Here is an 18360-nt window from a genome sequence, read left to right as displayed (position 1 = left end):
CCGTTTTTGTTTTGGGCAATGTTTCGGCTGCGCCGCTACTTGCTGGCGGCCGCCTTCTTTGTGGTCGTCTTTTTCGCGGCAGCCTTCTTGGCAGTCGTCTTTTTCGCCGTGGTCTTCTTCGCCGTACTCGCCTTGGTCGTCGTCTTGCGGCCGCGGGCGGGCTTCTTCTCCTTGGTCGGGCAGTCCATGTTGACGCAGATGCGCCACGGACCGCGCGCCGTGTTGACCACCACGATGGGAGCGCCGCACTCGGGACAGGTCTCGCCCGTCGCCTCGAGTTTGCCACGCGCCGGCAGCGGATAGCTCACGCCGCAGTCATCGTAGTTGGTGCAGCGGATAAAGCGCTTGCCGCTCTTCTCGCTCTTGTGCGCAATCAGATCGCCATGGCGTCCGGCCTCGGCGCACACCTTGCACTCGCCCACCTTAAGGTCGGGCTCGTAATTGGTGGGACACGTGGGGTTCACGCAGATCTCGAAAGCCTTCTGGCGGAACGGCTGGCACTTAATGCGCGGTGCGCCGCATTCGGGACACACGGCCGCCTCGCCCTCGAGCGGGCTCACCTTGACGCCGCTCGGCACCGGATAGGTCACGTCGCAGTCGGGCCAGCCCATGCAGCCGATAAAGCTGCCGCGGGTCTTGGCGCTCGTCTTCATAACCAGATCCTTGCCGCACTTGGGGCAGGCGCCCACGCGCGCATCGGCCGTGACGGCATCGCTGATGGCGTCGCCCAGCTCCTGCGTATGCTTGAGCAGCTCATCGAGCACGCCGGCCAGCAGCGCGCGCGAGTGCGTCACGACATGCTCTTCGGTATCTTCGCCGCGCTCCACGCGGGTCATGTCGCCATCGAGCTCGCTGGTCATATCGGGGCTCGTGATGCGCGGGGCAAACTGCGACAGTGCATCGATGATGGCGATACCCAGCTGACTCGGCTCCACGGGATCGTTTTTGAGGTAGCGCACGGCGTACAGGCGCTCGATGATGCTCGCGCGCGTGGACTTGGTGCCCAGGCCGCGCTTTTCCATCTCCTGCACGAGCTTGCCCTGGCTGTAGCGTGCGGGCGGCTCGGTCTGCTTGGCCTCGAGCTTAATGTCGAATACGTCGACCGTGTCGCCCTGCTCCAGCGGCGGCATCTGCTCGTCGCGCTTGAGTCCGTACGGGTATGCCTCGCGGAAACCCGGGGTCACGAGAACATCGCCCGAAGCCACGAACGGCTCGCCGTTCACGTCGAGCTCGAGCTTGGTGTTCTCGATGGTGGCGGGGCCCATAAGCGTCGCCAGGAAGCGGCGAGCGATGAGGTCGTAGAGCTTGCGCTGGCCACCGTCGAGCGTGGACGGATCGCCCTCGCCCGTGGGGTAGATAGGCGGGTGGTCGGTGGTCTCGACCTTGCCGCGCGTGGGCTTCATGGGACCGGCGAGCACCTTTTTGCATACGGGCGCCAGCGCCGGGTTGATCTTTGCCAGGTCACTCACCACGGCGCCCAGATCGAGCGTCGCGGGGTACACGGTGTTATCGACACGCGGATAGCTGATAAGACCCGCCATGTAGAGGGACTCGGCGATGCGCATGGTGCGTGCGGGCGAGATGCCCTCGGCCGCAGCGGCAGCCTGCAGCGAGGTGGTCGCAAACGGCGTGGGCGGCTGCTGCTTGCGCGAGCGCTTGGTCACCGCGGCGACGGTTGCCGTCTTGGCACCGTCAACGTGACCGTACGCCGTCTCAGCAGCATCCTTGTCGGTAAAACGCGCCGTCTTGTGCGCGATCTTAAAGCGGTCGTCCTCGGCAGCAGCCTGCGCGGCAGCCATGCCGCGAATCTGCCAGTAGTCCTCGGGCACAAACGCCATGCGCTCGCGCTCGCGCTCGACCACCAGGGCGAGCGTCGGGGTCTGCACGCGGCCGGCAGAACGCACGTTGCCAAAGCCGCCAAACTTGGCGAGCGTCAGGTAGCGCGTGAGCACCGCACCCCAAATGAGGTCGATGTGCTGACGGCTCTCGCCGGCATCGGCCAGGTTCTGGTCGAGCGAGACGAGGTTATCAAAGGCCTGCGTGATCTCGGCCTTGGTAAACGAAGAATACTGGGCGCGGGCAACCGGCAAGTCGGGCGCAACCTCGCGCACCTTGTTGAGGGCGTCCGAACCAATCAGCTCGCCCTCGCGATCGAAGTCCGTGGCGATGATGACGCTGTCGGACTTCTTGGCAAGGTTCTTGAGCGAGCGAATGAGTTCTTTCTCGGCCGGCAGCTTGATAACGGGTGCCCAGGTAAGGTAGGGCAGGCTCTCGAGCTTCCAGCCTTTGATGGAGATACCGTCGGCAAGGAACGGTTTGCGCTTGGTGTCATAGGGCGGACGCGCCAGGCCATCGGGTATGTCGGCCGGCAGCATCTCGCCGTCCTCGGTGACCGAATACCAACCCAGCTTTTTATCGAACAGCACGCTGTCGCAAAAATCGGGCGCAAGGATGTGACCGGCAAGGCCGATTGTCACGCACTCCTCGCCCTTCCACTCAAAACGGTAGATGGCGGTGTTGTACACCTTGTCCTTTTTGGGCTTGCCCGTGGAAAGACGCTCGGCAATCTGACGCGCGGCGTCGTTTTTCTCGGCGATGATGAGCTTCAAAAGAGGCTCCTATCTCGTGTGTCTGCGGCTGCGCCCGCACGTACGACGGCCGACTTACGCCCTTGTTTGTTCGATCTGCCCGATGAGCCAATCGCACCAGGCATCCATGCCCTCGCCCTTGCGTGCGCTCACGGCAAACCGCGGCGCCTGCGGATTGAGGTCATCGAGTGTCTTAGTATACCTATCCATATCAAAATCGAAAGCCGGGGCCACATCGACCTTGTTGAGCAGCTGTGCGCCAGCGTGCTGGAAGATGCCCGGGTACTTAATGGGCTTGTCGTCGCCCTCGGGCACCGAGAGAATCATGATGGACAGGTTCTCGCCCAGGTCAAAGTCGACCGGACAGACCAGATTGCCCACGTTTTCGATAAAGATAACATCGATGTTTTGAAGGCCCACTGCCTGGTCGAACGCGTCAACGGCCTCCATGATCATGTTGCCCTCGAGGTGGCACAGACCGCCCGTGTTGATCTGAATGGCGGGCATGCCGGCCTCCTTCATGGTGATGGCGTCGACATCCGAGGCGATATCGCCCTCGATGACGGCACAGCGCAGGCCGGCTTTGTCGCGCAGACGCTCGTTGGTGCCCAGAATCGTGGTGGTCTTACCAGAGCCGGGACTCGACAGCACATTGATCACATAGGTGCCTGTCTCTTTGAATCGCTGACGCAGCTGATCTGCCAGGCGCTCATTGCGCGACAGAATCGGCGATGCGATATCAATAGTTTTCTCGGCCATACTCGGCACTCCTTACTTCTACCATTTATACCCCGTCCCCAAATGGCAGGCTGGTTAATTGTCGGGGGTTTCGATCTCGATGCTGGCGATGTCGAGCTCGCGGCCGTGCAGCAGGCGCACGTTGGTGCCGCCACACTGAGGACAGCGGCAATGGAAGCGGTCGTGCTCAAAGACCTCGCGGCAGTCCAGGCACTCGCTTTGTGGATGGACTTCCTCCACGGCAAGCTCGCAGCCGCGCGTGAGCATGTCCTCGTCGCGAAACGTCTCCCACGCAAAGTCGAGCGCCTCACGCACAACTTCGGTCATATCCCCAATGCGCAGCGTTACCAAAACAGCGCGCGAGGCCCCCGCCCCACGCGCCGCGCGAATCACTGTATCGAGTATGCCGTTGACAATGCCAACCTCGTGCATACGGATTTACTCCTCGTCGTCCTCGTCGTCGTTCGAGAACAGATCCAGACGGCTCACAAACAAGCCTTCCTTGCCATCGCGCGCGGTAATGACCACGCGGGCGATGGCGAGCGAAATCTCGTAGAGCGAGAGCAGGGCGCCATACATGAGACCCAGCGTAACGGGCGAGCCGTCGGGCGTAATCACAGCCGAGCCCGCAAGCAGGCCAACGTATACGTAACGCCAGGTACCGCGGAAGGCCGCATAGGACACGATATGGAAGACAGACAGGTAGAAGATGATGAGCGGCAGCTCAAACGCCACACCAAAGCCGATCATAAAGAGCAGCTCCATGTTGACGTAGTTCTCCAGATCGGGCAGCGCCGTAGCGACGGCCGAGGTTTCGCCGATGAGCCACTCAAAGCCCGCAGGGATGATGATAAAGTAGCAAAAGATTGCGCCCAGGAAGAACAGCACCGTCGAGGCGAGCACCGTGGGCACAACCCACTTGCGCTCGTTGGGGCGAAGCGCCGGCAGGAAAAACGCCAGAATCTGCCAAATGATCATAGGCGTGCACATGACAACGGCCATCTTGAGGGCCAGCGAAAAGCGCAGACCAAAGCCGCCGAGCGTGGTGGTGATGTAGAACTTACCGTCCGGCACAAAGGAGCGGATGGGGTCTTCCAGGATGTCGAGCACCACGGGCGTGGCGAAATACAGCACGATGGCGGCGGCAAAGACTGACACGACCACGATGGTCAGGCGGCGACGGAGCTCACCCAGATGATCGAAGAGCGGCATGCGCGCAGGTCCGATAGGCATTACTCATCGCCTCCCTTCGGGGCATGGGCGGCAGCGGCGTCGTCCTCGGCCTCGAGCTCGCGAGCGAGCTGGTCGACGACGGCCTTGCGCTTGCGGGGACGACGGGCGTAGAGGTCAGCCGTCGTGGGCTCTGCCGGCTCGGGCTCGGGCTCCGGCTCTGCAGCAGGCTCGGGCTCGACGGCGGCAGCGGCAGACTCGGCGCCCTCAGCCTCACCAGCAGCACCTTCGTCCTCGGCAGCACCCTCACTCGCGGCCTTCTCGGCGGCAAGGCGGGCACGGCGCTCGGCAAAGGTCTCCTTCTTTGCGGGCGCGGCCGTCTCGACGGCATCCTCGTCCGCATCGGAATCGTCATCGACGGCAGCCTTCTTGGGCTTGACCGGAGCCGAAGCGGCCTCGCTTACCGGATCGATAATCTCGGACTGAACAACAGCCGTCATCTTTTCCTGCGTCTCGCGGAACTGACGGATGGCACGGCCGATTGTGCGGCCCATCTGCGGGAGCTTATCCGGGCCAAACAGCAAAAAGCCGAAGACCACGATGATCGCGAGCTCACCCTCTCCAATACCAAACACACATACCTCCAAGGCTCGATGTGAGTCGAGCCCGCACCGCGCCATTCGGCCGGAACTCGTCTATTCATTCGGTCAAGTATAGCGCCCGGACGTCAAAACATCCGAGCGCATCACAAACATATACCAAACGGCACGCCCTTTTTGGGGCAGGGCTTATGCCGCCGTAATTGAAATCTCCTGGTCGACACCCAGCAACTGAACCACGCGCATCACCGGGGGCTGCACGTTGACGCAGCCAAACCGCTTGCCGTGATTGGCTGCGTGGTGCGCGGCGCCCACAAGTACGCCAATACCTGTCGAGTCGATATAGCTCACCTGGGCAAAGTCGAGCTCAACGGCCTCGGTGGGCTGCTCGAGCGCCAAGTCGATGGCGTTACGCAAGCTGTCGGCGTTAGAGATATCAATCTCACCGGTCACCCTGATGGTGTAGAGCTCCGGCGTGGGGTTGGTGGAAATACCCAAATCCATGTATACGCTCCTTTGCGTATCGAGAGTGCGGATGGTACTGGACGCGGATTTGCGGGGCCCTACGCGTTAGGCGCGCTCGGCACGAGCAAGCTCGGCAGCGACAAGCTTGACGGCCAGCACCAGCACGTCGAGTGCGGCCTCCAGGTCCTCGACCGTGGGATAACTCGGCGCGATGCGGATGTTGGTGTCGCGCGGATCCTTGCCATAAGGCCAGGTGGCACCTGCCGGCGTGAGCTTGACACCCAGGTCGGCGCAAAGCGCGGCGACCTTTTGGGCCGAGCCCTCGGGGCCATCAAAGCTCACAAAGTAGCCGCCGCGGGGATGCGTCCAAGTAGCGCAACCCGTATCGCCCAGGCCCTCAGTGAGCTTGCGCTCGACGGCCTCAAAGCGCGGACGCAAGAACTCGGCATGCTTTTTCATGTGCTCCTTGACCGCCTCGATGGTGGGAAGGAAGCGCACGTGGCGTAGCTGGTTGAGCTTGTCGGCGCTGATAAGACCGGCCTTCAGGCGCTTGGAGAACTCCGCGATGACCGCGGGACTCGCACCGATAAAGCCGATGCCCGCGCCCGGGAAGGTGATCTTGGACGTCGAGGCGAATGCCACCACGCGGTCCTCGGTACCCGCCGCGCGGGCAAGATCGAAGATGTTGGCGAGCTCGTCGGTCTCGTCGTACAGGTCGTGCACGCAGTAGGCGTTGTCCCAAAAGATGCGAAAATCGGGCGCGGCCGTGGGCATCTCGACCAAGCGGCGCACGGTGTCCTCGCTAAAGGTGATGCCCGTGGGGTTGGAATACTTGGGCACGCACCAGATGCCCTTGATGGAGTCGTCGGTGGCAACCAGGCGCTCTACCTCGTCCATGTCGGGGCCGTTGCCGGTCATCGCGACGGGGACGTTCTCGATACCCAGGTCGGCGGTGATGCCAAAATGACGGTCGTAGCCGGGAACCGGGCACAGGAACTTGACCTTCTTACCGTCGTGCGCGGCCTCATAAGCCTCCCAAGGCTCGCTGCCGCACGAGCCGCAGCGCCAGAACATACCGGCGATATCGTGCTCGATCAAAAGGCTCGACGAACCCAGTACGAGCGTCTGATCGGCGGGGCAACCCAGGAACTCCCCCGCCAGCTTGCGTGCCGAGGGGATGCCCTCAAAGCAGCCGTAGTTGGAGCAGTCGACGTTACCGTCGTGCAGATCGGCGTCGGCATTGAGGATATCGAGCATGGGGCGCGAGATGTCCACCTGGGAGGGCGACGGCTTGCCGCGCGCCATGTCGAGCGCCAGGCCCTTGGCCTTGACCTCGGCAACCTCGGCTTTGAGAGCCTCGATGGCGGCATCGAGTTCGGTGGTTTCCATCTTCTGGTAGATCGTCTGCATGGGTGCGACCTTTCGCAAAGCGGGACGTTGCAGTTTGTCTAAGTATAGACCGCTACCGCCGCAACGGTATGAAGCCGTGATAGATTAAGTCCATCGCAATGAATTACGATATCCACCGTATGACCCGTATAGCCGCATGGCACATCCAAGGAGGCAGTATGGAATACGGCTCTTTTCAAGCCGAGGAGTTCGGAGACCTGCAGCGTCTGGTCGACGGCTTGTTTTATGACCGTAAGGCCATTGACCGCCTGGATCTAATCGTTCAGGCGGAGATCTTGGACCTGGCGCCCGATCTCATGGAAATCGTGAATCTTTTGCCGCCCGGCCACTACGACCGCCAATCGCTTTGCGACCAGCTTAACTCGGCCCTTGCCGCCCACGGCTGGGGCGCCGTCTACGGCACCGTGGAATAAAAATGGCAAATAAATGAAATGCCGTTTGTGACAGTGCTCACAAACGGCATTTTTTCACACGAGGGCATCCGGGGCATGTCCGGCCCCGGTTTTCGCGCTCCTACTCGTCCTTGGGCGAAGGATGCTTGCAGACCACGCTCATGTAGATCATGCCCAGCACGGCCGCGGTAACAGAACCGGCAAGAATGGCGGCCTTGGCGGCCAGAACCTCGAACTGGGCCGTCGGGAAGGCGAGGCCGCTGATGAGGATCGACATGGTAAAGCCGATGCCACCCAAAATGCCCACGCCGGCGATCATATGCCAGTTAACGTTATGAGGCAGCTCGCAAGCCTTAAGCTTGACCAGGGCAAACGTCACGCCAAAGATACCGATCGGCTTACCCAGCAGCATGCCAAAGTACACGCCGAGGGTCACCGGGTCGGTAAGCAGCACGCTCATGTCCACGCCCACAAGGCGAACCTGCGCGTTGACAAACGCAAAGATCGGCAGGATCACAAAGTTGACCGGCGTGGAGATCAGGCGCTCCATGCGGATGAGCGGCGGGGTCACACGGTGCATGACACGCTCGACCTTGGTAGTCGAAAGGGTAAAGTCGTGCTGGCCCAGGATGTGCGCCTCGTCGTCGTAACGGTCGTCGAGCAACGGCAGGTACTCGCCTAGCCAATCGGTAAGGCTATCGAGCTTAACACCGCACTTGGCCGGGATGGTGAAGGCCAGGATGACACCGGCAAGCGTGGCGTGCACGCCGCTCTTAAACATGCAAAACCACAGCAGCAGACCAAGCACCGAGTACGGGGCAAGGCGATAATGCTGAGTTTTGTTGAGCCACACAAGTGCGCAGGTCACAACTGCAGCGGCACCCAGCCAAAACGGACTGGGGCTCTGGCCGTAGAAAATGGCGATGGCGGCGATGGAGATGAGGTCGTCGGCGATGGCGAGCGTCGAGAAGAACACGCGCACGCCGTTGGGCACGCGATTGCCCAAAAGCGACAGCACGCCCAGCGCAAAGGCAATATCGGTTGCCATGGGGATGGCCCAACCGTTGCGGGCGCCGGCATGGTTAAAGATCAGGTAGATGCAGGCGGGAACGACGACGCCGCCCACGGCTGCCAGCATGGGAAGCATGGCCTGACGCGGATTCTTGAGCTCGCCGACCGTCATCTCGTACTTAAGCTCAATGCCCACCAACAAAAAGAAGATCGCCATGAGAAAGTCGTTGACGAAAAGCTCGACGGTGAGGCCAGCCGTAAGGTTGCCCAGACCCACATACAGCGGGGTCTCCAAAAAGTGATGGATAGCCTCGTAGACATCGGTGTTGGCGCAGATAACGGCGGCGATGGCGGCGATGACCATGACGGCGGCGGAAATCGTGCCGTTCTCGGCGATGCGCTCCCAGATGTCATGACGTTCAAAGCGCTTGCGCTCACGAACGTTGAACAGCTGCTCAGTTGCTGCCATGGGCGGCTCCTTTCACGGGAAAGCTCCCGTCTTAAAAAAGCACGGCCCGCCCAAGTGGCGGCACCGCGCTCCAACGTATTACGCTTGCATCTAGCCTACCCTGCACGACAAGCACGCAGGCGTGGCCGAAAAGCGGAACCACAGGTTGAACATTATTTGCCCGACGGTACGGGCGCCCCTGTCCAATAGAGGACGCGGTCCGACGCATAAAAAACGACCGGAGCGCGGGGCGTCCGCGGTCCGGTCGTAGCAGGCTACAAAACCTAGCAGGCGGCCATGATGGGGGCAGCGACCTGCTTCTTACGGGAGAGGACGCCCGGCATCCAGACGCCGTCGTGCTCGTCGGCAATGCCCAGGCCCTTCTGAGCGGCCTCGGTCTCGCCCTCGAGCAGGACCTGCGAGCCCTCCTCCATGATGTCGGTGATGCACAGGACGATGCCGTCGGCACCCTTCTCGGCGGCGTAGGCGCGCATGGCCTCGCGGATCTCGTCGATCATGCCGAGCGCACGGCTCTTGTCGACGGTCTCGTACTGGCCGATGAGCAGCTTCTTGCCGGCGGGCTCGAACATCTTGATGTCGTTGCCGACCATCTCGGCTGCGGTGAAGGAGCCGGACGGACGGGTAAGGAAGACCTCCATGCCAAACTTGACCGGGTCGACACCCACCTGCTCGCCGAGCTTGGCGGCGACGGCGCGGTCGACATCGGTGGTGGTGGGGCTCTTGAGCATGAGCGTGTCGGTCATCATGGCCGAGAGCAGCAGCTTGGCCTGAACGTCGGAAAGCTCAACGCCGAGCACGCCGGCGAGCTTAGTGACGATGGTGCAGCTGGAACCCCAAGGCAGGCAGATGTAGTGCAGCGGGCCGGCGCTCTCAAAGTCGCCGATGCGGTGATGGTCAACGACGCCAAAGACCGTGGCGTCCTTAAGGCCGGCGACGGACTGGGCGGACTCGTTATGGTCGGTGAGAACGACAAGCTGGCCGGCCTCGACGGACTCAATCACGCGGGGCTCGGCAATGCCGGCGTCTGCGAGCAGCTTGGCGGACTCTGCCGGAAGCTGACCAAGAGTGCAGACCTCATAGGTGTTGCCGGCATACTCAACCTGGTTGAGCAGCTGAGACAGAACGACGGCGCTCATGATGGCGTCGTTATCGGGGTTCTGGTGACCAAAGACAAGAACGTTTGCCATGGGTATCCTCCACTTGGTATGTTTACTTAGACGTAGCTATGGTAGCACGCTGGCAGCTGGCCTTTGGGGACGGAAGGGCCACGGCATATTTTGTGGCAGGTATGGGGGCCAAGGCTGTCCCTTTTGCACCATGTTGGTGCAAAGTAACCTGGCCCCCTTGCACCAGCTATTTACCGGCGGCGCGCAGGGCTACGTAGGCAGAACCGATGATGCCGGCGTCGTTTCCGAGCGAGGCAACCTTAATGGGCGTCTCGCGCGAGGCGAAAAGCACGTAGCGCTGGAAGTACTCGCGAACCTTATCGAGGTAGACATCGGCCGAGGCGGAGGCGCCGCCGCCGATCAGGAACATCTCGGGATCGACCACGTTGGCAATAAGCGCCAGGGCGCGGCCGAGATAGTCGGCCATGGTATCGGCCGCGGCCAGCGCGAGCTTATCACCCTCGCGGCAGGCTTGGAACACGTCCTTGGAATCGGAGGGGCCGGTGAGCTCGATGGGCTCGACGCCCGCCTTCTTGCACTCGGCAAGGTAGTTGCTCACCACGCCGGTGGCGCTGGAATACTGCTCCAGGTGGCCATGGCCGCCGCAGCCGCAAGTGCGCTCCTCAGCCGGATTCAGGCACATATGGCCAATCTCGCCGCCGGCGCCCACAACACCCGACACCACATCGCCGTTGACGATAACGCCGCCGCCCACGCCGGTACCGATGGTGACCATCACCACATTCTGCACGTCCTTGGCAGAACCGAGCCAAGCCTCGCCCATGGCAGCGGCGTTGGCATCGTTCTCGTACTTAACGACCGCATCGGGGCAGTGCTCCTGAATGGCGATCTTCAACTCGGGCAGGTTAATGGCAATGTTGGCCTTGACCTTGGCATCGCCCGCTGCCGGAATGGGGCACGGAACAGCAAGGCCAATGCCCGCCACAAAGGCGCGCGGAATCTGTGCCTTGGCGACCACCTGGTCGATAGCCTCGGTCACCGCGGCAAAGCCCGCAGCGTCAACGATGGGAGGCGTGGGCACGCTGACCTTCGCAAGCAGGTTGCCATCCCCATCGAACAGGCCCTCCTTAACCGAAGTGCCGCCGACGTCGATGCCGATGTAGTACTGCTTAGGTTCCATAGGGGCCCGCCTTTCTCGTTTAAACATTGTCTGTATGGTACCGCTCCCAAGGCAAAAACATACCAAAAAGGGACAGGTTTGTTTTGGTAGGTTTTATCTGGGGAAATGCAGAATACAGGATTCGGTTCGCTGGGTGCTAAATCGGTTCGGCCCCGTCCTCGGACCGATTAGATTTCTCAACACGACATTATTCGAATGTATATTTATTTAGAGCGCTTTTATTTTTAGCGCAAAGCGACTTTTAGTAATATATCTATCGAACTTTTCAATGACTCAATAGGGATACTTAGGTGTTGAGTATACTTTCTTTTATACTCAATAAAGTTGGAAAGGAGGTCCCATGATTCCCAAATACGAGGCGATAGCTGCAGATATTCGTCGAAGTATTGAGGATGGCGCTCTTAAACCAGGCGACAAGCTTCCCACCGTCGTTGAGTTCTGCGAGCTCTATAGCGTTTCCAAAATCACCGTCAAACGAGCTATCGAGCAAATCACCGAGGAAGGTCTTGTTACCAGCCGTCGTGGATCGGGTACCTACGTTAAGGACACGGCGGGGCTTCCCGGCCAGGCGTTTTTCCAGGGCAAAAACGACCGTGCCCAGGGCTTTTCGTATGAGCACCGCGGGGAGAAGGTGACCTCGGTGGTCTACGATTTCTCGATTGTTAATCCACCAGCGGACATCGCAGCCCAGCTGGGAATTGCCGAGGATGACTTTGCCTATCACATCGTGCGCGTGCGTCAGGCCGATGAGAAGCCCATCGTTATCGAGTACACCTACATGCCCCTCGAGCTGATTCCGGGCCTTAAAAAGAAGGACCTGTACGGATCGGTCTACCGCTTTATCCGCGAGCAATGTGGGCTGAAGATCTCGAGCTTCCACCGTACCATTCGCGCCGTGGCAGCAACCGAGGAAGAAGCCGAGCGCCTGGACACCAAACCTGGCTCTCCCCTGCTCGAGCTCAACCAGATTGGCTTTTTGGACAGCGGCGCGGCCTTTGAGTATTCGGTCTCGCGCAACGTTGGCGACCGCTTTGAGTTGCACAACGTAACGTTGGCATAGGTTTTTGTAGTCATGCGGGCGCTCGTTTTGAGCTGTTTGTGCAACGCCCGCGCAACACAATGGGGTATGAATATGTCCGATTTGATTAAACTGACGCCGATCTTCCACGAGAAAATCTGGGGCGGCCGCCAGCTCGAAACCGTATTTGGCTACGACATTCCCGATGGACCCATCGGTGAGTGTTGGGCCATCTCGGCCCACCCCAACGGCGACTGCCAGATTGTGGAGGGCCCGTATGCCGGCCACACGCTGTCGTGGCTGTGGGCCGAGCACCGCGAGCTCTTTGGCAGGTGCGAGGGCAAGGAGTTCCCGCTGCTCATTAAGATTCTGGACGCCAAGGACGACCTTTCGATCCAGATTCATCCCAACGACGAGTACGCTGCCAAGCACGAGAACGGCAGCCTGGGCAAAACCGAGTGCTGGTATGTGCTGGACTGCGAGCCCGGCGCCACAATCATCGTCGGCCAGCGCGCGCATGACCGCGCCGAGGCCGCGCAGATGATCGAGGACGGCCGCTGGGACGACATGCTCAACGCGCTGCCGATCCACAAGGGCGACTTTTTCCAGATTGATTCCGGTACCGTGCATGCCATCAAGACCGGCACGCTCATTTTGGAGACGCAGCAGTCAAGCGACGTGACGTATCGCCTGTACGACTACGACCGTCCCGGCACCGACGGCAAGCTGCGTCCGCTGCACATTGAGCAGAGCCTCGATTGCATCGATTTTGACGCTCAGGCTCCGACCGACGGCACGATAACCGCACCCGAGGTGAACGGCGTAACCGAGCTCGAGTCTAACTCCTGCTACACCGTCGATCGCGTGCGCGTCGACGGCAGCAAGACCTTGGAGCAGCGCTGGCCCTTCATGTGCCTGTCGGTCATCGACGGCGAAGGCACCGTCTGCGGCGACCCCGTCCACAAGGGAAGTCACCTGCTGGCACCCAGCACCGTCAGCTCCATTGACCTCGAAGGCCAGATGGAACTGATTATCAGCCACCTCTAGGTCGCGCCAACAACCAAAACGCAACAAGGGGCTCTCCCGACCATGTACGGAAGAGCCCCTACTCGTATCTATCTATCAGCCCACCCGGCTCTCCAGATCAAAAAGCAAACGAGCAGAGCGAGGTTCGAAAGCTGCAGGCCAAAACGCCACAAGGAAGAGGGCGCGCCGGGGGCTTTGGTCGATCGCGAGTTCCGCACGAGCCGGAGAGCACTTAATGTGCTCTCCGTGCGAGCAGGACTGTCCGAGCAGGCGACCAAAGCCCCCGGCGCGCCCGGCCAACCTCGCAGTTAGGCATTCAGCTTAACAATCGGAGCGAAGCCTTTCATTAGCTTTTTGGTCTGGCCGGTCTTTTCGAATTGGACCTCGATCATGTCTCCAGCGACCGAGATCACGGTACCCGTGCCAAAGGTCTTATGACTCACGGTATCGCCCGCGGCAAAGTCCTGCGACGCGCTGGCGCGATCGACCTTGCGCTCCACTGTTGGGGACACCTTGGACGACGGCTTTTTGGCTCGCGGTGCGCCCGAGCCAAAGGTCGAGGCAACGCGACCGGCGTCGGGCGAGACCCCACGATGGCGCTCGGTCCCGTAGCTGCTGCCGCCAAAGAAATCGTCGAAGCTCGATCCACCGCGCGAACCGGAACCGCCGGTCGAGCGCGTATGCGAACCAAACACCTTGCCGCCATACATATCCGAACCCATGCCCGAGCCAAAGGTGCCGCGACGGTCGCCGCGTTTCTCCCAGCCCGTGCCCTCAAAACCGGCAGAACCGATACCGCTAAACTCGATATCCTCAAACGGAATCTCGTTGAGAAAGCGCGAACGCGGGTTGGCGGAGGTCGAACCGTAGGTGCGACGCGTGGCCGCATAGGTCAAGAACAGGCGCTTGCGGGCACGCGTGATGGCGACGTAGGCCAGGCGACGCTCCTCCTCGAGCTTGCCCGGATCATCGCTGCCGCCAAAGTCGTGCACGTGCGGAAAGATACCCTCCTCCATGCCGGCCACGAACACCGCCGGAAACTCCAGGCCCTTGGCGGAGTGGATGGTCATCATGGTAATGGCATGCGTCTCGCCGGCCAGGGAATCCAAGTCGGAGCGCAAGGCCAGCCATTCCATGAGTGCCGGCAGCGCCTTACAGGTGAGCGGACCGTAGGTACGCTCGATCTCGCCGGCATGCACGGCACCCGCCGGCAGCTCCGTCGGCGCGGCATACGCGTTGCCTGCGATGGCGGCGGCCAGGGCATCCTGCGGAGACAGCGCCGGAGCGGCCAAGCCATCGAGCGGATTGGAGCCCGCGGCGTCACGGGCGCCGACGAGCGCCTCAAACGAGGATGCCGGGGCAGATGGCCCCGGTTCGGGCGCAGACACGCTCACCACGACGGGCTCGGGCTCGGCGCCGGCAGGCACATCGGCAACACCGGCTGCCCGCAGCTCTTCTAGGCTCTCGAGCGTACCCTCGATATCCTCGTGCGTCTCCTCAAATTCGGCGGCAACGCCCAGAAATTCCTGGATGTTCTCGGCGCGGCTCTCGGACTCCATGGTGCCCTCGGCGCGAAACGCCTGCAGCAGGCCCGTCTTATCGACGATCATCTCGACAACGTCCTTGAGCTCGCCGTCCATGCGGCGGCCCTCGCGCACCAGTGAGACAAAGCTCGACAGGCCGTTGCGCACCTTGGCGCTAAACATGCCGGTTTCGGCGCACGCGATCTCGCAAGCCTGGAAGAACGAGCAACGGTTGTCGCGTGCCAGCTGCTCGATCTTTTGGATTGAGGTGGAGCCAATGCCGCGGCGCGGTGTGTTGATGACGCGCTTGACGCTCATCTCGTCGGCCGGGTTCACGATCATCTTGAGGTAGGCCATGACGTCGCGAATCTCGGCACGGTCGAAGAATCGAGTGCCGCCCACGATCTTGTAGGGCACGCCCGCGCGCAGAAACATATCTTCGAGAATACGCGACTGGGCGTTGGTGCGATAAAACACGGCGATGTCGTCGTAACTCGTGCCTTTGGCATGCAGTTTCTCGATCTCGCCGGCAATCCAGCGGCCCTCGTCGCGCTCGTCGCTCGCCTGGAAGGCCTGAATCTTCTCGCCATCGCCCTCGGCCGTAAACAGGCGCTTGTCCTTGCGCTGCGAGTTGTGGCGCACCACGGCGTTGGCGGCGTTTAGGATATGGCCCGTAGAGCGGTAGTTCTGCTCGAGCTTAACGGTCTTGCAGTTTTTAAAGTCCTGCTCAAAGTCCAAGATGTTGGTGATGTCGGCGCCACGCCAGCTGTAAATGGACTGGTCATCGTCGCCCACAACCATGAGGTTTTGGTACTTGGCGGCCAGAAGGTTGGCGATTTCGTACTGGACGTGGTTGGTGTCCTGATACTCGTCGACGCTAATGTAGCGGAAGCGCTCCTGGTACTTGTCGAGCACCTCGGGGCGGGTGCGCAGCAGTTCGAGTGTGCGCACGAGCAAATCGTCGAAGTCCATCGCGTTGGCAGCGCGAAGGCGGCGCTCCAGCTCCAGGTAGACCTGCGCGGCCTTTTTGTCGTTGGGGCTATCGGCGGATTTGAGCATGTCCTCGGGGCCGATCATGGCGTTTTTGGCCGAACTGATCTTGCTGCGAATCATGTTGATGGGGAACTGCTTTTGCTCGATGCCGAGCGCCTGCATAATGTCACGCACCATGCGCTTTGAGTCATCGTCATCGTAGATGGTGAACTGACCGGTGTAACCCAGCAGGTCGGCGTCCTCGCGCAGCATGCGCACGCACATGGCGTGGAAGGTGCACACCCACATGCCGCGGGTACCGCTGGGAATGAGCGCCGTCAGACGCTCGCGCATCTCGGCCGCGGCTTTGTTGGTAAACGTGATGGCAAGAACCTGCCAAGGCTTAACACCCAGGTCGCCGAGCATATGCGCGATGCGGAAGGTCAGGACGCGAGTCTTGCCCGAGCCTGCGCCGGCGAGGACCAGCAACGGGCCCTCGGTGGTCAGGACGGCCTCGCGCTGGGCGGGATTAAGGCTGTCAATGTCGACGAGCGGCTTGACGGGCTTGGGTGCCGGCGCGGGAGCGTCGTAGATGTCGAGCGGAACGAGCTCGGGCTCCGGCGCAGCGGGGGCGGTGTATGCATCGAGCGGCACGGATTCCGGCGCGGGCGGCACGGGTACCGCGGCGTTCTTTTCCCAGGGCAAGGGCTGGGTCATGGGCGACTCCTCATCTGACGGACGGCGCGCCTGCGGGCGGCGCCATAGTTTGAGCCGTACCAGTATACCGAGCCGCGCGGACACCGACGCAAATCACACCACGACTCCGTGCGCCGCGCTCTGGCCGCCGCGCAGCGTCAACCAAGTTACAGACCGAGCATAGGCTCCAGAACAAAGAAGTACGCGAGCACCACGATGCCCAGAATAATGCGGTAGACGCCAAAGCACTTAAAGTCGTGACGGCGAACGAAGCCCATGAGCCACTTGATGGCAATAAGCGAAACCACAAAGGCCACGACGCAGCCCACGCCCAGAATGGCAATCTCGTTGGTGCCAAACGTACCGCCCTTAACGAAGTACTTGACCAGCTTGAGCGCGCTCGCGCCAAACATAACGGGAATGGCCAGGAAAAACGTGAACTTGGACGCCACCGAGCGCGTGCAGCCCAGCAGCAGGCCGCCGATGATGGTGGAGCCGGAACGTGATGTGCCCGGAATCAACGAAAGCACCTGGAAGCAACCAATACCCAATGCGGTCTTCCAGCTCAGGTCCTCGAGCGTGGCGATGGATCCAAAATCCAAATCCTCGTCATCGTCATTGTCTTCGGCAATATCCGCCGCAGGCGCCGCGAAGTGTGCACCGGCGGGACGCCCGCCCGCCACCACAGCACGCGAACCAAACGAATCGGCAAGAGCGGCGTTCTCGCGCTTACTTGCACGCCAGTTCTCAATCACGATAAACAACACGCCGTACACGATGAGCGCCAGCGCCACGACGGGAGCGTTATAGAAATGCTCCTCCATCCAGTCGTTGAGCGGCAGACCGATCACCGCGGCGGGAATACAGCCAAGCACAATCTTGCCCCACAGCACCCAGGTGTCGCGACGACCCTCCTTGCCCTTGCTGGGCGAGAACGGATTTAAGTCGTAGAAGAACAGAACGCAAACGGCCAAAATGGCGCCAAGCTGAATCACGACCAGGAACATATTCCAGAATGTCTCGCTCACATTCATCTTGACGAACTCGTCCACCAAGATCATGTGGCCCGTCGACGAAACGGGCAGCCATTCGGTGATGCCCTCGACCAGGCCCATGAAGGCAGATTTTAGAAGCTCGATGATATCCAAAGGGACCCCCCTCGTTTGTCACCCGCCGATAGTTGTTCTGCGGACGGTTGCGGGCGATGTCCCATTATCAACCGTTCGGCCGCGGCCGCGCCCACCCTTACCAAAAATCTCGCCCGTTCACAGAATTGCGAGCGGTCAAACCGAAATCCTTGGGTATAACTGCAACAAGCTAAAGTGTCCGGCGGCCAACACGTCGTCCGATGCACGAGCCCCGCGCCCGTGCGATAGACCAAGGAGGAAACCATGAACGAGGGCTATACCAAGGTATTTGTTTCACTCGACGGTACTGAGCAGCAGGATTTTGTGCTCACACGCGCTATCAAGGTCGCCGCAAACAATGGCGCCAAGCTGATCATCGGTCACGTCATCGATTCCACGGCGCTCGAGAGCGCCGGTTCCTATCCGGTCGATCTGGTCAACGGCCTGGAGGAGGCCTTTAAGAACTCCATCGCCAAGCAGCTCGAAGAGGCCAAGGCTAATCCCAACATTCCCGAGGTCGAAGTCATGATTCGCGCCGGCCGTATTCGCGAGACGCTCAAGGACGAGATGCTCGACGTGGTCAAGCCCGATCTGGTGCTCTGCGGCGCTCGTGGCCTTTCCTCGATCAAGTATGCGCTCCTGGGTTCGATTTCGACATTCCTGCTGCGCAACACCGACTGCGACATTCTGGTCGTGAAGTAGGTTCCTTCCCGCCGGCGCAAGGCCTGCGGGGTTATCACGCCGACGTCCTCGCCGCTTCGCGGCTGCGGGATGTCGGCTTAGATAACCCCTCCCGGCCTTGCGCCTTCGTCACCGTACTTCAGCGAGTTAGCTGAATAGAGAGATGGC

The 18360-nt window shown here is 61.0% G+C and carries 16 protein-coding genes; 4 read left to right on the top strand and 12 right to left on the bottom strand.

Annotated elements, in window-relative coordinates:
- Window positions 1-35 precede the first annotated feature (35 nt).
- The 7 genes from ACTQVX_RS08330 to ACTQVX_RS08300 form a co-directional block, all read right to left on the bottom strand.
- Window positions 36-2609, bottom strand: coding sequence for a DNA topoisomerase I (locus ACTQVX_RS08330; protein WP_441031322.1), 2574 nt, complete (start codon window positions 2607-2609; stop codon window positions 36-38).
- 54 nt (window positions 2610-2663) lie between these two features.
- On the bottom strand, window positions 2664-3347 hold the full coding sequence (hypB, locus tag ACTQVX_RS08325; protein ID WP_152068470.1) for a hydrogenase nickel incorporation protein HypB: 684 nt from the start codon (window positions 3345-3347) through the stop codon (window positions 2664-2666).
- A gap of 54 nt (window positions 3348-3401) precedes the next feature.
- Window positions 3402-3758 carry a hydrogenase maturation nickel metallochaperone HypA gene (hypA, locus tag ACTQVX_RS08320; protein WP_152068469.1) on the bottom strand — a complete coding sequence of 119 codons (357 nt, stop codon included), beginning with the start codon at window positions 3756-3758 and terminating at the stop codon, window positions 3402-3404.
- 6 nt (window positions 3759-3764) lie between these two features.
- A complete protein-coding gene (tatC, locus tag ACTQVX_RS08315; RefSeq protein ID WP_441031325.1) occupies window positions 3765-4559 on the bottom strand; it encodes a twin-arginine translocase subunit TatC in 795 nt (264 codons plus the stop codon).
- A complete protein-coding gene (locus tag ACTQVX_RS08310; protein WP_193221503.1) occupies window positions 4559-5131 on the bottom strand; it encodes a twin-arginine translocase TatA/TatE family subunit in 573 nt (190 codons plus the stop codon). The genes tatC and ACTQVX_RS08310 overlap by 1 nt, the downstream gene beginning before the upstream one ends.
- Window positions 5132-5284: 153 nt before the next feature.
- Window positions 5285-5599, bottom strand: coding sequence for an STAS domain-containing protein (locus ACTQVX_RS08305; RefSeq protein WP_441031327.1), 315 nt, complete (start codon window positions 5597-5599; stop codon window positions 5285-5287).
- 66 nt (window positions 5600-5665) lie between these two features.
- The gene (locus ACTQVX_RS08300) at window positions 5666-6970 is read right to left on the bottom strand and encodes an aminotransferase class I/II-fold pyridoxal phosphate-dependent enzyme (RefSeq protein WP_152068466.1); all 1305 of its coding nucleotides are present in this window, start codon (window positions 6968-6970) and stop codon (window positions 5666-5668) included.
- A gap of 158 nt (window positions 6971-7128) precedes the next feature.
- Here ACTQVX_RS08300 and ACTQVX_RS08295 point away from each other — a divergent pair, with 158 nt between their 5' ends.
- Window positions 7129-7383 carry a hypothetical protein gene (locus ACTQVX_RS08295; protein ID WP_154515036.1) on the top strand — a complete coding sequence of 85 codons (255 nt, stop codon included), beginning with the start codon at window positions 7129-7131 and terminating at the stop codon, window positions 7381-7383.
- Window positions 7384-7483: 100 nt separating this feature from the next.
- Here the strand turns inward: ACTQVX_RS08295 and nhaA are convergent, their stop codons facing one another.
- The 3 genes from nhaA to ACTQVX_RS08280 all read right to left on the bottom strand — a co-directional run bounded on the left by nhaA (window position 7484) and on the right by ACTQVX_RS08280 (window position 11149).
- On the bottom strand, window positions 7484-8842 hold the full coding sequence (nhaA, locus tag ACTQVX_RS08290) for a Na+/H+ antiporter NhaA (protein ID WP_154515038.1): 1359 nt from the start codon (window positions 8840-8842) through the stop codon (window positions 7484-7486).
- 263 nt (window positions 8843-9105) lie between these two features.
- On the bottom strand, window positions 9106-10029 hold the full coding sequence (locus tag ACTQVX_RS08285; RefSeq protein WP_441031330.1) for a manganese-dependent inorganic pyrophosphatase: 924 nt from the start codon (window positions 10027-10029) through the stop codon (window positions 9106-9108).
- Window positions 10030-10195: 166 nt separating this feature from the next.
- Window positions 10196-11149, bottom strand: coding sequence for an ROK family protein (locus ACTQVX_RS08280; protein WP_441031332.1), 954 nt, complete (start codon window positions 11147-11149; stop codon window positions 10196-10198).
- 340 nt (window positions 11150-11489) lie between these two features.
- On the opposite strand from ACTQVX_RS08280, the gene ACTQVX_RS08275 reads away from it, so the two are divergent.
- Window positions 11490-12209, top strand: a complete 720-nt coding sequence (locus ACTQVX_RS08275; protein WP_441016079.1) for a GntR family transcriptional regulator — start codon at window positions 11490-11492, stop codon at window positions 12207-12209.
- A 72-nt stretch (window positions 12210-12281) separates the two neighbouring features.
- Window positions 12282-13214, top strand: a complete 933-nt coding sequence (locus ACTQVX_RS08270) for a type I phosphomannose isomerase catalytic subunit (RefSeq protein WP_441031334.1) — start codon at window positions 12282-12284, stop codon at window positions 13212-13214.
- A 287-nt stretch (window positions 13215-13501) separates the two neighbouring features.
- Here the strand turns inward: ACTQVX_RS08270 and ACTQVX_RS08265 are convergent, their stop codons facing one another.
- Both ACTQVX_RS08265 and ACTQVX_RS08260 read right to left on the bottom strand, forming a co-directional pair.
- A complete protein-coding gene (locus ACTQVX_RS08265; protein ID WP_441560845.1) occupies window positions 13502-16405 on the bottom strand; it encodes an ATP-dependent helicase in 2904 nt (967 codons plus the stop codon).
- Between the two features lie 146 nt (window positions 16406-16551).
- Window positions 16552-17532: an undecaprenyl-diphosphate phosphatase gene (locus ACTQVX_RS08260; protein WP_441560844.1), complete on the bottom strand. Its 981-nt coding sequence runs from the start codon at window positions 17530-17532 to the stop codon at window positions 16552-16554.
- Between the two features lie 243 nt (window positions 17533-17775).
- Between ACTQVX_RS08260 and ACTQVX_RS08255 the strand changes: the two genes are divergently transcribed.
- Complete coding sequence (locus ACTQVX_RS08255) at window positions 17776-18213, top strand: universal stress protein (protein ID WP_154515052.1); 438 nt, start codon at window positions 17776-17778, stop codon at window positions 18211-18213.
- Window positions 18214-18360 lie beyond the last annotated feature (147 nt).

This window comes from Collinsella sp. LCP19S3_A6 (assembly GCF_052122015.1).
Lineage (GTDB): Bacteria > Actinomycetota > Coriobacteriia > Coriobacteriales > Coriobacteriaceae > Collinsella.
Note: the sequence above shows the minus strand (reverse complement) of the source record. Positions and strands in the feature narration are given on the sequence as shown.